The sequence below is a fragment of the Cellulomonas sp. NPDC058312 genome (assembly GCF_042880135.1).
Lineage (GTDB): Bacteria > Actinomycetota > Actinomycetes > Actinomycetales > Cellulomonadaceae > Cellulomonas.
In genome coordinates, this window is sequence record NZ_JBHVZE010000002.1 from 380,148 (window position 1) to 393,327 (window position 13,180).

Genomic DNA, 13,180 nt, shown 5'->3' on the forward strand with positions numbered 1-13,180 from the left:
CGGACGGCCGGGACCGCGGGACGATGTCGTCGTGACGACCCCGCACGAGGCACCCGTGACCGCCCGGCCGCTGCTGCTGGAGCACTGCCGTCTGCTCGCCGACCTCGCGAGCTGGAACCGCTCGGTCGGTGACGACATCCCGCGGTTCGGGCTCATGCTGCACGACAAGGCCGCCGGCCTCCTGGCCGCCGCGGAACGGCTCGCCGCGCACCCGTCGACCACCGCCGACCCGGACCTGGCGGCTCGTCTCGCCGAGCTGCGGGCTGCTGCGGCGCGCCCGGTCACCGCGACGACGTTCGTCCGTGACGTGATCGAGGCGGCGCACGCGGTCGCCGAGCAGGTCGAGGACACGCTCGGCCTCACCTGGTCCGCGACCCCCCACGAGATCGAGATGCCCCCGCGCGACGCCCCCCACGACCCGTGGGGGTGACGAGAGGTCAAGACACGCCGGCCGCCGGGACCTCGAGCCAGCGTGTCGTGACCTCTCGTCGGGGGAGGGGCGTGAGGGGCGGGGTGCCGGGCGCGGGGTTTGCGGGGTTTGCGGGGTTTGCGTGGTCGCGCAAGCATGCAAGGATTGTCGGGTGGTCTCCGCCCTCGCCGAACCGACCTACCGCCGCCTGCTCGGCTCCCAGGCGATCTCGCTGGCCGGGACCGGGCTTACCACCGTCGCGCTCGGCCTGCTGGCCTACGACCTCGCGGGCGGGGGCGCCGCCCTCGTGCTGGGCACCGTGTTCGCGATCAAGATGCTCGCGTACGTGGCCGTCGCGCCCGTCGCCGCGGCCCTGCTGCACGCGGTCGCCCCGCGCACGGTGCTCGTCGCCGCGGACCTGGTGCGCGTCGTGCTCGTGCTCGGGCTGCCGGTGGTGTCGTCGGTGTGGCAGGTGTACGTCCTGGTCCTGCTGCTCCAGGCCGCCTCCGCGGTGCACACGCCCGCGTACCAGGCGGTGCTGCCGCGCGTGCTGCCCGACCAGCGGCGCTACACCCAGGCGCTGTCGCTGTCCCGGCTGACCGACGACCTGGAGATGCTGCTGTCGCCGCTGCTCGCGGCGGCGCTGCTCGTCGTCCTGCCCGCGTCGGACCTGTTCGTGGGCACCGCCGTCGGGTTCGCGGCGTCGGCGCTGCTGGTCTCCCGGCTGCGCCTGGACGGGCCGGCGCCCACCGACGACGACACACGCACGGCCTTCGCCGCGCGCGCCCGGCGCGGGGTCGCCCACATGGTCCGGACGCCGGCGCTGCGGGCCGTGCTCGCGCTGAACCTCGCCGTCGCTGCCGCCGGCGCCTACGCGCTCGTCCAGTACGTGGTGATCGCCCGCGACGTGCACGGCCGCGGCGACGGGGCTGCCGCGCTCCTGCTGGCGGCGCTCGGCGCCGGCTCGATCGCCGTGGCGGTGGTCCTGCCACGCCTGCTCGCGTCGCTGCCCGAGCGGGTGCTGGTGCTCGGCGGCTGCGGTGCGCTGGTCGTCGCCACGGCCGCGATCGCGCCCGCCCTGCGCGTGCCCGGCACCCCCGGCCTGGTCCTGGTCGGCGCCCTGCTCGCCCTGGTCGGCGCCGGGTGGGCCGCCGCCGAGACGCCGGTGGGCCGGATCATCACGCGCAGCACCCCGGACGCCGACCGTCCGGCGGTGTTCGCCGCCCAGTTCGCGCTGTCGCACGCCTGCTGGCTCGTCACGTACCCGGTCGCCGGGGCGCTGGGCGGCTGGGGTCCGGGCACCGCCGCCCTGGTCCTGGCGGCGGTGAGCGCCGTGGCGACCGCCGCGACCGCCACGCTGTGGCCGACCCCGGAGCCCGCGGTGGACGTGGCAGGCTGAGCGGATGAGCGCCGAGACCACCCGGGCAGCCGTGCCCGACGCCGAGCTCGACACCGCCGTCGACGTGCTGCGGCTGCTGGCAGACCGCACCCGGCTCGCGATCCTCGCGCTGCTGCACGACGGCGAGCTCTCCGTCGGTGCCCTCGCCGACCGCCTCGGGCGCCCGGTGCCCGGCGTGTCGCAGCACCTCGCCCGGCTGCGCGCGGGTCACCTGGTCGCGACCCGCCGCGACGGCGCGACGGTGCACTACCGGCTGACCAACGAGCACGTCGACGCCCTCGTGCTGAACGTCCTGCACCAGGCCGAGCACCTCCGCTACGACACCCCGCCGCACCACCGCTGACCGCCGTGGGCTCGCCCGGGGACGTCGCCGCCGCGTACGCGCGCCGGTCCGTGGAGTACGCCGACCGATTCGGCTCCGTGTCGGCCGCGCACCCTGCGGACCGCGAGCTCGTCGACCGTTGGGTCGCCGGTGTCGACGGTCGCGTGCTCGACGCGGGCTGCGGCCCGGGGCACTGGACGCAGCACCTCGCCGGACGGGGCGCGGACGTCCACGGGGTCGACCTCGTGCCCGAGTTCGTCGCGCACGCGCGGTCGCGGTACCCGGGTGTGCGGTTCGACGTGGGGGACATCGATGCGCTCGCCGAACCCGACGGGTCGGTCGCCGGGATCCTCTGCTGGTACTCGACGATCCACCACCCGGCGGAGCGGATGCCGGTTGCGCTCGCGGAGATCGCCCGCACGCTGCGACTCGGCGGGACGCTCCTCCTGGGGTACTTCGACGCAGACGGTGCGTCGGTCGAGGCGTTCGACCATGTGGTGGCGCCGGCCTACCGGTGGCCGCTGCCGCGCATGCGGTCGGCGCTCGAGCAGCATGGCCTCGAGGTCGTCGAGACCCACCGCCGGACCGGGCCCGGGCACCGGCCGCACGCGGCGGTGCTGTGCCGGAGGACGGGCGAGAGCGCTCGACCGAGCGGGCGGTGGGCGCCGTGACCCCGAGTGCCCGGGCACAGGTCATCGCGGACCTCGCTCGCTCGATCTCGGACTCGGTACGGGGCCGCGACGCGCTCGTGGCCGTCGACGGCGTCGGCGGAAGTGGCAAGACCACCTTCGCCGACGAGCTGGCCGTGGCGATCCGCACCCACGCAGTGACCGCCGTCCACGCGGACGACCACCTCCGCCCCGCAGCGGTCCGGCACGCGCGCGGCCGGTTCTCGCCCGAGGGTTTCTGGCTCGACACGTACGACCACGCACGCCTGATCCAGGCGGCGCTGGAGCCGGTGCGGTGCCACGCGCACTCGACCCCCGACCGAGCTCGGCGCGGTGCTGGAGCGGGACCTGCCACGAGGACGCTGGTCCTCGTGGAGGGCACGTTCCTGCTCCGCCGTGAGCTGCGTGCGACCTGGGACTACTCCGTGTTCCTCGACGTCCCGCTGGACGAAGCCGCTCGGCGCTTGCACGTGCGAGCGGGAGCCCCGCTGGACGACCGGCTCCTCGCGAGATACCTCGGCGCCCAGCGGATCTACTTCCGCAGCGACGCGCCGTGGTCGCGGGCCGACGTCGTCCTCGACCACGCGGATCTCGATCACCCGCAGCTGATCGATCCCGCACGCTCCGCGGCGGCCGCTGTCGGCCGCACCGACCGGACAGGGCGTGTGGCACCGTAGCGACCAGTCGCCCACCCCGCCGCAGGAGGACCGCATGACCACAGCCCCGCACCCGCGCGTCGCGGTCGTCGGACCCGGCGCGATCGGCACGGTCGTCGCCGCCGCGCTGCACGAGCGCGGGCGGACGCCGTTCGTCGCGGGGCGCTCGGCGCGGGCGGGGCTGCGGCTCGAGTCCGAGCACGGGGTCGTCGTCGTGCCCGGTCCGGTCCGCACCGACCCGACCGAGGTGGGGGAGCCGGTGGATCTCGTCCTGCTCGCCGTGAAGGCGACGCAGACCTCCGCGGCGGCATCGTGGCTCGCGGCGCTCTGCGGGCCGGACACCGTCGTGTGCGTGCTGCAGAACGGCGTCGAGCAGGTCGGGACGGTCGCGCCGCTGGTCCGGGGGAGCGTCGTCCTCCCCGCCGTGGTCTGGTTCCCGGCCGTGCGGCAGCCCGACGGTGCCGTGCGCCTGCTCGCCGAGCCCCGGATCACCGTGCCGGACCTCCCCGGCGCCGAGGTCGTCGGCAGCGCGCTGGCCGGCACGAGGGTCGCCGTCGACGCCGTCGCCGACTTCCCGACGGTGGCCTGGCGCAAGCTCCTGCAGAACGCCGCCGCCGGGCTGATGGCGGTGACCGGCCGACGGTCCGGCATGTTCCGGCGTGACAACGTCGCGGCGCTGACGCTCGCCTACCTGACCGAGTGCCTCGCCGTCGCGCGCGCCGAGGGCGCGTTCCTCGGCGACGACGAGCCGCAGCGGCTCCTCGAGGCGTTCCAGACCGCGCCGGTCGACCGGGGGACGTCGATCCTCGCCGACCGCGAGCACGGGCAGCCGCTCGAGTGGGACACCCGCAACGGCGTGGTGCAGCGCCTGGGCAGGGCGCACGGCATCCCGACGCCGGTCAGCGACGTCGTCGTGCCGCTGCTCGCGGCGATCAGCGACGGACCGGGCTGAGCGACCCGGCGCTCGCGGGGGACCGGGCGGTCACGACGACTCCTCGCACCGGCCACGCCCGGGTCCGGTGCGGTTCGCCTGCCCGAGCCGGATGACGTCGTCGAGCTTGTCGCGCGTCGCGGTGAGCTCGTCGAGCTGGGCCTGGACGCGCTCGCGCTCGGCGAGCAGCCGGTCGTGCATCTCGTCGGTGAGGACGCCGTGCTCCATGCACGGCAGGATCCGCAGGACCGCTCGGCTGCCGAGGCCCGCGGCGTAGAGGTTCTGGATGAACCGGACCCGCTCGACCGCGCCGGGGGCGTACCGGCGCTGCCCGCTCGCGGTGCGCTCGGCCGGCAGCAGGCCCTGCTCCTCGTAGTAGCGCAGCGCGCGGACGCTGACGCCCGCCTGCGCGGCGACCTCCCCGATCCGCACCGCGTACCCCCGACTCGTCGCCCGGACTTGACCCTGACGTCAGCGTGAGGTCCTAGCGTGCCAGACATGACCACTGCACTCGTCACCGGGGCCAACCGCGGCCTCGGCCACCACTTCGCCGCCGAGCTGCTCGCCCGCGGCGCCACCGTCTACGCCGCGGCCCGCGAGCCTGCCTCGATCGACCTGCCCGGGGCCCGGACCCTCGCCCTGGACGTCACCGACCCGGAGGCGGTCGCGGCGGCCGCCGAGCTCGCCGGGGACGTCGACCTCCTCGTCAACAACGCCGGCATCTCGACCGGGTCCCCGCTGCTCGGCGACCTCGACGGGGTGCGCGCCGAGATGGACGTCAACTTCTGGGGCACGCTGTCGATGGTCCGCGCCTTCGCCCCGGTGCTCGCGGCCAACGGCGGCGGGACGATCGTGAACGTCGCCTCGGCGCTGTCGTGGTTCGCGGCGCCGGGCGCCGGCGCGTACGCGGTGTCCAAGGCGGCGAACTGGAACATGAGCAACGCCCTGCGCCTGGAGCTGGCCGCGCAGCGGACCCAGGTCACCTCCGTGCACCTCGGGCTGGCCGACACCGACATGGCGCGGGCGATCGACGGCCCGAAGACCGACCCCGCCCAGGTCGTCCGCACGGTGCTCGACGCCACCGCGCAGGGTGAGATCGAGGTGGTCGTCGACGCGTGGAGCGCGATGGTCAAGGCCTCGCTGGCCGAGGACCCGCGGGCGTTCTACGCCCGGTTCCTCTAGACCGGCGCCGGGGTGGCGGCGGCGCGGGGCGCGTCCGCCCAGCGGAACCGGTCGACCACCCCGGCGACCGCCGGGACCCGCACGAGCGCCGCGAGCACGCCGTACCCGACGGCGCCGCCGACGACGTTGAACAGCAGGTCGTTCACGTCGGCGAGGTGCCCGCCGCCGAGCACGTGCGCCGTGACGTACTGGGTGGCCTCGATGCCCACGCTGATGGCCGCCGCGACCAGCAGCGTCCGCCGCCACGAGGGCCGGGCGGTCAGCAGCGGCACCAGCATCCCCAGCGGCAGGAACACCGCGACGTTGATCAGCGCGTCGTCCACCTGGTACCCGGCCAGCGGCACGAGCGTCAGGTGGTGCATCCAGCCTCCGGCGCGAGCAGGCTTGTCCAGGAAGATCGGGAACACGGTGTTCGCCACGATCCCCGCCGCGTACACCCCCAGCGCCAGGGCGACCGCGGCGCGCGGTGCCGAGAGCCGGCCGCGCCGGGCCAGGGCCGCGAGGAGCACCGCGGCGACCAGCGCGGCCAGGGGGACGACGACGGGCAGGACGGGGACCTGGCGGAACACGCGGGACGGACCTCTCGGACGCGGGTGCGGTGACGCGCCGGCGTGACCCGGCGACGTGCCACCGTGGCACCGACCAGCGGGTCCGGGCATCCACCCGTGGTCGGACGTGGTCGACCGACGTGTCCGACCGTCGGCTGCGGGTCAGCCGCCGGACGACGGCCGGGTCGCGCCACGCCGTCGCACGGTGGCGGCCGCGCTCGCGAGGTAGCCGAGCCCGAGCAGCGTGAACAGGGCGGCGATCGTGGGCTCGACCCACCCCCGGTCCGGGTCGAGCCCCCACCAGCGCAGGACGCCGAGCAGCAGCCAGAGGGCACCGAGGCAGAACCCGGGGGCCGGCGTGCGCGTCATCTGCCACCACGGCTTGGTCGGCTCGGCGTCACGGGTCGGCTGGGTCTCCACGAGGGCGACGGTACCGGCGCTGTCGTCGCGCCGTCCGGGATCCGGGCGGGTGGGGTCGAGACGACGCGAGGGCGGGGTGGAGGTCCTGCTCAGACGGCGGCGACCGTCCGTGCGGCCCCACCGCCGCGACCTAGCGTTCGCCGCATGCACGCCCTCGGACAGACCGACCCGCACCGGTCCACGGTCCTGCTGCGGTGGTCGCGCGTCCTGCGGTGGTCCGCCGCGCTGCTGCTGCTCCTGGCGGTCGCGGTGGCGGTGTGGGCAGCGGAGGTCGACGTGCCGGTGGTCCTCGGCACGGTCGTGGTCGGCCCGGTGGTCGTGGGACCCGCGGTCGCCCTGGTCGGGACGGTCGTCGCGGTCGGCGCCGCCGCGACGGGCCTCGCCGCGCAGGAGGCGGGAGCCCCCGAGGGGAGCCGACGGCGGATCATCCGGTGGCCGGTCAACGCGGCCAAGCTCGCGCTGCTGGTCGCCGGGTGGACGGGTGCGCTGGTCGCGTTCCAGCTCGGGCTCGGCCTCGCCGACGCCTCCATGCTCCGCCCGGTGAGCGCGGAGGGCTGCCGGGTGGTCGTGGTCCAGCACATGTCCGGCGCCGTCAGCGTGCACGTCGCCCCCGCCGGCGCGATCCGGTCGCGGATGGCGGGCCGCCTGGCGGACGCCGGTCACGCGCCGGTCACGCTGGGGACGCACACCCTCACGTGGGACGGGGAGACAGCGAGCCTGACGCTGCAGGGCGTGTCCCTCTCGTACGGCGACGACGAGGCTCGTCCCGCACGGCTGGACGTCGACTGCTCGACCGGGGGGGGCGCGGCCCCCGGGACCCAGGACAGAGCCACGAGCGCGCGTCCACGGCACACCGGTCACGCGAGCCGGGTCGACCGGCCCGCCGGTGAGGTTCCGGGGACCGGTCGAGGAGCCCGCACCGGTCGAGCCCCCGCGCGCCTGCCCGGCAGGTCAGGGACGCACCAGCACCACGCCCTTGCCGCCGACGACCCCGGCCTCCATGTCGGCGTGCGCCCGGGCGATGTCGTCCAGCCGGTAGACCCGGCCGACGGGGACGCGCGCCCGGCCTCGCCGGACGTCGGCGAGGAACGCCTGGAGCACGGGCGCGGGCAGGTCGGCGGCCTCGCCGGAGTACGCGGTGAGGCGCACGCCGTTGGGGATCCAGTCCATCGGGTAGAAGTCGGGGATCGCCCACTCGTCCGACAGCATGCCGGTGAAGCACACGGTGCCCCCGGGGCGCACGGCGCGCAGGGTGTCGCCGATGACGTTCGTCCCCACCAGCTCCACGGCGCCGTCGACCCCGCCCGGCACCAGCCGCCGGACCTGGTCGGCGACGTGGCCGTCGTCGACCAGCACGTGGTGCGCTCCCGCCTCCTGGAGCAGGGCCACGCGCCCGGGTCGCCGGGTCGTCGACAGCACGGTCAGCCCCTGCAACCGGCCGAGCGCGGCCAGGGCGAGACCGACGGAGGACGTGCCGCCGCGGACGAGGAGCGTCTGCCCGGCCTGGGGCCGCACGCCGACCGCGAGCGTCCCGTGGGCGGTCTGGAGCATCTCGGGGACGGCGCCCAGGACGTCCCACGGGAGGTCGCTGGTGAACGGCACCACCTGGCCGGCGGGCACCACGACGAGCTCGGCGTACCCGCCGTCGAAGGTGCGACCCATCCCGCCCATCATCGTCATGACCTGGGTGCCGACCGGCAGCGCCCCGCTCGGGTCGGCGGCCACGACCCCGGTGGCCTCGATGCCCGGGATCCGCGGGAACGACCCGGTGGCGGCCTGCCCGCGGCGGAAGTGCAGCTCGGACCGGTTGAGCCCGAACGCGTGCACGCGGATCAGCACCTGGCCCGGGCCGGCGACCGGCACCGGGACGTCGCGCACCCGCAGCACCTCCGGGCCGCCGGGCTCGTCGACGACCACAGCACGCATCGTCGTCATCGGGACACCCCCGTCGTCGGGGCGCCGAGCCGTGCCATCAGGCGGGTCAGGAGGTCCGTGGCCTCGTCGACGCCCACCGCGTCCGCCAGGTGCTCCGCCAGCGCGGCGTCGACGACCGCCACCCCCGAGGTGTGCGCAGCCTCGCCGGCGGGGGAGAGCGCCACGAGCGACGACCGGCGGTCGTGCGGGTGCGGGCGGCGCACTGCCAGGCCGTCGCGCTCGAGCCGGTCCACCAGCTTGCTCGCCGCGCCGACGGTGATGCCCAGGTCCGCGCGCAGGTCCTGCACCCGGCACTCTCCGGCGTGCCGTCGCACCACCCGCAGGGCGGACAGGGTCGAGAGCGCGACCTCGTCGGCCTCGGCGAGACAGTGGTCGAGATGGTTCCAGAGGTACGTCTCGTACCGCACGAGGGCGTCGAGGAACTGCGTGCCGCGCGTCGACTTCATGACACGGAAGTATATTCCCCGGAATCGTGATGCCGCACCGACCGCGCGGTCGGCGGGGGAGTGCCCACCTCGTCGACGCCGTGGTCGCCGCAGGGCGCCGCCGTCACGTCGGCGCGCTCGATCCGCGCGACCCGGAACCACCGGACGGCGCCGCGCAGCCGGCACCAGCCGATCAGGTACCACCGCCCGCCGCGCGACCCGAACATGATCGGCTCGACGTCGCGGGTGGTCGTCCCGCCGTCGCCCGCTCCGTAGCGGATCCGCAGCACGCGCTGCTCGGCCATCGCCTCCTCGAGCGCCGACCGGATCGCGCGGGAGGCGGGCGGGGGCGCGTCCACCCAGACCCGGGCGGCGAGCTCGTCCGCCTTCCTGCGGGTCACCGGGTCGAGCACGTCGAGGATCTTGCGGACCCCGGCGGTCGCCAGGTCGGCGTAGGGGGCGTCGTGGGCGGCCGAGACGGCGGCGAGCAGCGCCACCGCCTGGGCGGGCGACAGGCTGACCGGCGGGAGGGTGGCCCGGGCGGCGAGCCCGTAGCCGCCGCCGGGTCCCGGGCGCGACCAGACCGGCGCGCCGCTGCTCTCGAGCGCGGCGATGTCCCGCTTCACGGTCCGCACCGACACCCCGAACTCGGCGGCCAGCCGGTCGGCCGTGCAGCCACGGGGGCCGGACCGGCGCAGCATCTCGGTCAGCGCGTGCAGCCGCTCGACCCGCCTCACCTCGACGGCCCCGTCGAACCCGTCGAACCCGTCGAATTCATGTCAGAGATCGTGACACACCGGTGTCCGCAGGGGCTGCGAGCATCGCCCCATGACGAACCACACCGAGCCCACCGACGGCACGACGATCCTCCTGGTCCCCGGCCACTGGCTGGGGGCGTGGGCCTGGGACGAGGTGGTCGACCACCTGACCGCAGCGGGCCGGCACGCCGTCCCGCTCACCCTCCCCGGTCTCGACGCGACCGACGCCGAGCGAGCCTCGGCCACCCTCGACGACCAGGTGGCGGCGGTCGAGCGCGCGATCCACGAGACGGGCGCCGGGCGACCCGTGGTGGTCGTGGCGCACAGCGGCGCGAACGCCCCGGTCAGCCTCGTGCTCGACCGGCACCCCGAGCAGGTCCGGCGAGTGGTCTGGGTCGACAGCGGGCCGGTCGCCCCCGGCACCGTGCTCGCCCCCGACGCCGTCGGCGAGCTGCCGCTGCCGCCCTTCGAGGCGCTGGGTCAGCAGGCCTCCCTGGACGGCCTCGACGACGCGGCGCTGGAGCGGTTCCGCGCCCGGGCCGTCCCGGAGCCGGTCGGCGTGCTCCGGCAGGCGGTCGAGCTCACGGACGACGCCCGCCTGCGGGTCCCGACGACGCTGGTCTGCTGCTCGCTGCCCGGCGCGCAGGTCATGGAGCTCGCCGGCGCCGGGCACCCGGTGTTCGCCGAGGTCGCGCGCCTCCACGACGTCGACGTGGTCGACCTGCCGACCGGGCACTGGCCGATGTGGAGCCGCCCGGCCGACCTCGCGCGGGTGATCGCCGCCGCGGCGTCGTGAGCGGGCGTGCCGGCAGCCGGTCGGAACACCGACACACCGTTGTCGCACCGACGTCCGAGCCTGGACGCATGACCGAGACCACGCACCCCTCGACCCCGTCCGCCCGCCGCTCGCTGGACCTGTGGCTGACCATGTGGAACACGGACGGTGAGATCGCCCGCCAGATCTGCGCCGACGACTTCCGGATCCACTTCGCCGTCACCGAGCCCGACGGCTCCACCCCGGCGGACGACATCCGCACCGCCGACGACTTCGCGCGGTACCTCGCCTGGTGGCACGGCCAGAACCCGGACGTGGTGTTCACCCCGGTCGCCGATGCGATCGACGGCGACCACGGCCGGCTGCTCTGGGACGTGGAGTCCGGCGGCACGCGCGCGGGGGGCGTGGACGTGTTCGACTTCGACCTGGACGGCCGGGTCCGACGCGTCTGGTCCGTGGGCGGCCGGCGGAGCATGCGGTCCTGAGCGGCGCGACCGGCGCCCGCACCTCTGGCACCCTGGCCGAATGAAGCGAGCCGAGCGGCAGTACGCCCTCGTCGACCTGCTCCGTGGAGCGCGTCGACCGTGGTCGGCCGCTCGGCTCGCCCGCGAGCTCGAGGTGTCCACCCGCACCATCGAGCGCGACATCCGGTCGCTCCAGCTGGCGGGCGTCCCGCTCTACGCCGAGCACGGCGCGACCGGCGGCTACGCGATCCTCCCGGAGTACTCGCTGCCGCCGCTGAACCTCACCGCCGCCGAGTCGCTGGCCGTGCTCGCCGGGCTGGCGCTGCTCGACTCCTCGCCGTACCAGGCGGCCACCCGCCGTGCCCGCGCGAAGATCGCGGCGGTGATGGGGGAGGAGCACCGGGCGCCGGTCCAGGAGCTGCTCGGGCGGATGCAGGTCATCGACGCCGCCGTGCCGACCGACGGCGGGGTCCCCCTCGGGATGCTGTCCGACGCGATCGCCGCCCGGCGGGTGGTCCGCCTGACCTACGTCGGCGAGGACGCGGGCGACGGCGACCCGGCGACGACGGTGCGCGACGTCGAGACGATGGGGCTCCTGCGCGGGGCGGACACCTGGATGCTCGTGGGGTGGTGCCGGCTGCGCGACGCGATCAGGGGCTTCCGCATCGAGCGGATCACCCGGCTGGAGCTGCTCGACGAGGTCGCGCCGGACCGCGACCCCGCGCTGCTGGAGGCCGACCAGGCACGGTGGCCGATCCGGCGCCTCGCGTGAGCCGCCGGCGGTGCCGGCGCGTCACCCGCGAGGGACTCCGGTGAAGGTCCTGCGGCGATCGCGCCGGTCCCCGCCGACGTGCCGGACGCGGGGGTGCGGCACCGCCTAGCGTGCGCCGCGTGGATGCCTCGACGGGTGCCGGGTGGCTGATCGCCCCCGCATCCGCGCTGCCCGACGACCCCGCGAGCGCGGCCCGCTGGCACCGCCGGGCCCGCACGCTGCGCTGGTCCGCCGGTGCGCTGCTCCTGACGACCCTGCCGGTCGCCCGGTGGGCCCTCACCGACCGCCTGCCGGTCGTCCTGGGCGACCTGGTGGTGCAGCCGACCTACGCCGGGGCGGCCCTCGCTCGGCAGCACCGGGGCGGTCCTCGGTGCGCTGGCGGAGCTCCGGGCGCAGGACGTCGGCGCGCGCGCCGGGAGCCGTCGCTGGTCCGTCCGGTGGCCGGTGAACGCGCGCAAGGCGCTCGTCGTGGCCGTCGCGTGGTGCGCGGCCGTCGTCGTGTTCTGGTCCGGCTCGTTCTCGTCCGACCTCCGGGTGCTCGACCCCGCGAGTGCGAGCGGCTGCCGGGTCGCGGTCCTCGAGGGCCTGGGCGGAGGCACGGTGGCCGTCCTGGCCCCGGGTGCGACGACCCCGGTGCGGGTGGGCACGTACAGCGCCGACGACGGCTACGCGCCGGTCTCGCGCGGCGCGTACGCGCTCGCGTGGGACGGCGAGGTCGCGCACCTCGACCTCCGCGGCACCGCCGACGCACCGGTCTGGTTCGACGACGGGGAGCCGATCGACTGCCGGGAGTGACCTCTCGTCCGACGCGGACGCCTCACGACGACGCCGCGCCGGCGAGGATGCCGTCGACGAGGACGCCGACCGCCCAGGCGGTGCGCTCGTCCGGGCTGCCCGCGGTGAAGACCGCCGGCCCGGCCGCGGTGAGGGTGGGATGGCGGACCGGGTCCGCGGCGGCGAGCGTCGACTCGAGGTCGCTCAGCTCCTGGGAGTCGTCCGAGGCGTGCCCGGCCCACTCGGCGGCGGAGGCCGTGGCGTGCTGGAGCAGGAGGTCGACGGCGCGCGCGGCCACCGCGGTCTCGAGCCCGAGGTCGTGCAGCAGCCGGAGCAGCAGCTCCAGCAGGTCGAGGTAGTGCGGCCCCTCGGGCCAGGTGACGAGCGCGGCCTGCGCGAGGGCGGGTTGGCGCGACAGCAGGTGCGTGTAGTCGCTGAGCACCCGGTACAGGCGCTCGCGGGCGGGCTCGGGGGCGTCCCACCGCAGGTCCAGGTCGGCGAGGTGCCGGTCGATGAGCAGCGCGTTCAGGTCGGTCGTGTTCCGCACGTAGACGTACAGCGAGGCCGGGCCGGTGTCGAGCTCGGCGGCCAGGCGGCGCATCGTCAGCTTCGCCGCCCCCTCCCGCCGCACGAGCTCCATCGCCGCGTCGATGATCGCCGCGCGGGACAACGGGGGCTTCGCGGGGCGGTCTCGTCTGCTGACCGGTTCGGGGCGCCTCATGCGCCCATTGAACCATCGTTG

General features: G+C 75.9%; 18 protein-coding genes. 11 read left to right on the forward strand and 7 right to left on the reverse strand.

All coding sequences use genetic code 11. The features are described 5' to 3' along the window. The first annotated feature begins 31 nt into the window (after nt 1-31). The 6 genes from ACFVXN_RS06085 (at nt 32) to ACFVXN_RS06110 (ending at nt 4,406) form a co-directional block, all read left to right on the forward strand. Nucleotides 32-430, forward strand: coding sequence for a hypothetical protein (locus ACFVXN_RS06085; protein WP_389228869.1), 399 nt, complete (start codon nt 32-34; stop codon nt 428-430). 151 nt (nt 431-581) lie between these two features. Further along, nucleotides 582-1,808: an MFS transporter gene (locus ACFVXN_RS06090; protein WP_389228872.1), complete on the forward strand. Its 1,227-nt coding sequence runs from the start codon at nt 582-584 to the stop codon at nt 1,806-1,808. A 4-nt stretch (nt 1,809-1,812) separates the two neighbouring features. Continuing rightward, complete coding sequence (locus tag ACFVXN_RS06095) at nt 1,813-2,151, forward strand: ArsR/SmtB family transcription factor (RefSeq protein ID WP_389228875.1); 339 nt, start codon at nt 1,813-1,815, stop codon at nt 2,149-2,151. Nucleotides 2,152-2,156: 5 nt separating this feature from the next. Beyond that, on the forward strand, nt 2,157-2,801 hold the full coding sequence (locus ACFVXN_RS06100) for a methyltransferase domain-containing protein (RefSeq protein WP_389228878.1): 645 nt from the start codon (nt 2,157-2,159) through the stop codon (nt 2,799-2,801). Then, nucleotides 2,798-3,475, forward strand: coding sequence for a uridine kinase (locus tag ACFVXN_RS06105; RefSeq protein WP_389228881.1), 678 nt, complete (start codon nt 2,798-2,800; stop codon nt 3,473-3,475). The genes ACFVXN_RS06100 and ACFVXN_RS06105 overlap by 4 nt, the downstream gene beginning before the upstream one ends. A gap of 34 nt (nt 3,476-3,509) precedes the next feature. Next, on the forward strand, nt 3,510-4,406 hold the full coding sequence (locus tag ACFVXN_RS06110) for an oxidoreductase (protein ID WP_389228884.1): 897 nt from the start codon (nt 3,510-3,512) through the stop codon (nt 4,404-4,406). Between the two features lie 30 nt (nt 4,407-4,436). Here the strand turns inward: ACFVXN_RS06110 and ACFVXN_RS06115 are convergent, their stop codons facing one another. After that, a complete protein-coding gene (locus ACFVXN_RS06115) occupies nt 4,437-4,817 on the reverse strand; it encodes a MerR family DNA-binding transcriptional regulator (protein ID WP_389228887.1) in 381 nt (126 codons plus the stop codon). A 66-nt stretch (nt 4,818-4,883) separates the two neighbouring features. On the opposite strand from ACFVXN_RS06115, the gene ACFVXN_RS06120 reads away from it, so the two are divergent. Beyond that, nucleotides 4,884-5,567: an SDR family oxidoreductase gene (locus ACFVXN_RS06120; protein WP_389228890.1), complete on the forward strand. Its 684-nt coding sequence runs from the start codon at nt 4,884-4,886 to the stop codon at nt 5,565-5,567. On the opposite strand, the gene ACFVXN_RS06125 is transcribed toward ACFVXN_RS06120, so the two are convergent. The 5 genes from ACFVXN_RS06125 to ACFVXN_RS06145 form a co-directional block, all read right to left on the reverse strand. Next, nucleotides 5,564-6,136 carry a VanZ family protein gene (locus ACFVXN_RS06125; protein WP_389228893.1) on the reverse strand — a complete coding sequence of 191 codons (573 nt, stop codon included), beginning with the start codon at nt 6,134-6,136 and terminating at the stop codon, nt 5,564-5,566. The genes ACFVXN_RS06120 and ACFVXN_RS06125 overlap by 4 nt on opposite strands. 141 nt (nt 6,137-6,277) lie before the next feature. Continuing rightward, nucleotides 6,278-6,535 (reverse strand): hypothetical protein, encoded by a 258-nt coding sequence (locus ACFVXN_RS06130; protein WP_389228895.1) that lies wholly within the window; start codon nt 6,533-6,535, stop codon nt 6,278-6,280. Nucleotides 6,536-7,486: 951 nt separating this feature from the next. Then, nucleotides 7,487-8,470, reverse strand: a complete 984-nt coding sequence (locus ACFVXN_RS06135) for an alcohol dehydrogenase catalytic domain-containing protein (RefSeq protein WP_389228897.1) — start codon at nt 8,468-8,470, stop codon at nt 7,487-7,489. Further along, a complete protein-coding gene (locus tag ACFVXN_RS06140; RefSeq protein WP_389228900.1) occupies nt 8,467-8,916 on the reverse strand; it encodes a MarR family winged helix-turn-helix transcriptional regulator in 450 nt (149 codons plus the stop codon). The genes ACFVXN_RS06135 and ACFVXN_RS06140 overlap by 4 nt, the downstream gene beginning before the upstream one ends. Then, on the reverse strand, nt 8,913-9,632 hold the full coding sequence (locus ACFVXN_RS06145; protein WP_389228903.1) for a helix-turn-helix transcriptional regulator: 720 nt from the start codon (nt 9,630-9,632) through the stop codon (nt 8,913-8,915). The genes ACFVXN_RS06140 and ACFVXN_RS06145 overlap by 4 nt, the downstream gene beginning before the upstream one ends. Nucleotides 9,633-9,723: 91 nt before the next feature. Between ACFVXN_RS06145 and ACFVXN_RS06150 the strand changes: the two genes are divergently transcribed. The 4 genes from ACFVXN_RS06150 (at nt 9,724) to ACFVXN_RS06165 (ending at nt 12,459) form a co-directional block, all read left to right on the forward strand. After that, entirely contained in the window at nt 9,724-10,449 is a 726-nt protein-coding gene (locus ACFVXN_RS06150; protein WP_389228906.1) for an alpha/beta fold hydrolase, read from the forward strand. A gap of 68 nt (nt 10,450-10,517) precedes the next feature. Further along, the gene (locus ACFVXN_RS06155; RefSeq protein ID WP_389228909.1) at nt 10,518-10,913 is read left to right on the forward strand and encodes a nuclear transport factor 2 family protein; all 396 of its coding nucleotides are present in this window, start codon (nt 10,518-10,520) and stop codon (nt 10,911-10,913) included. A 40-nt stretch (nt 10,914-10,953) separates the two neighbouring features. After that, nucleotides 10,954-11,664 (forward strand): helix-turn-helix transcriptional regulator, encoded by a 711-nt coding sequence (locus tag ACFVXN_RS06160; RefSeq protein ID WP_389228912.1) that lies wholly within the window; start codon nt 10,954-10,956, stop codon nt 11,662-11,664. A 444-nt stretch (nt 11,665-12,108) separates the two neighbouring features. Further along, nucleotides 12,109-12,459, forward strand: coding sequence for a hypothetical protein (locus ACFVXN_RS06165; protein WP_389228915.1), 351 nt, complete (start codon nt 12,109-12,111; stop codon nt 12,457-12,459). 22 nt (nt 12,460-12,481) lie between these two features. Here the strand turns inward: ACFVXN_RS06165 and ACFVXN_RS06170 are convergent, their stop codons facing one another. Then, nucleotides 12,482-13,159, reverse strand: a complete 678-nt coding sequence (locus ACFVXN_RS06170) for a TetR/AcrR family transcriptional regulator (RefSeq protein WP_389228918.1) — start codon at nt 13,157-13,159, stop codon at nt 12,482-12,484. Between the last annotated feature and the right edge of the window lie 21 nt (nt 13,160-13,180).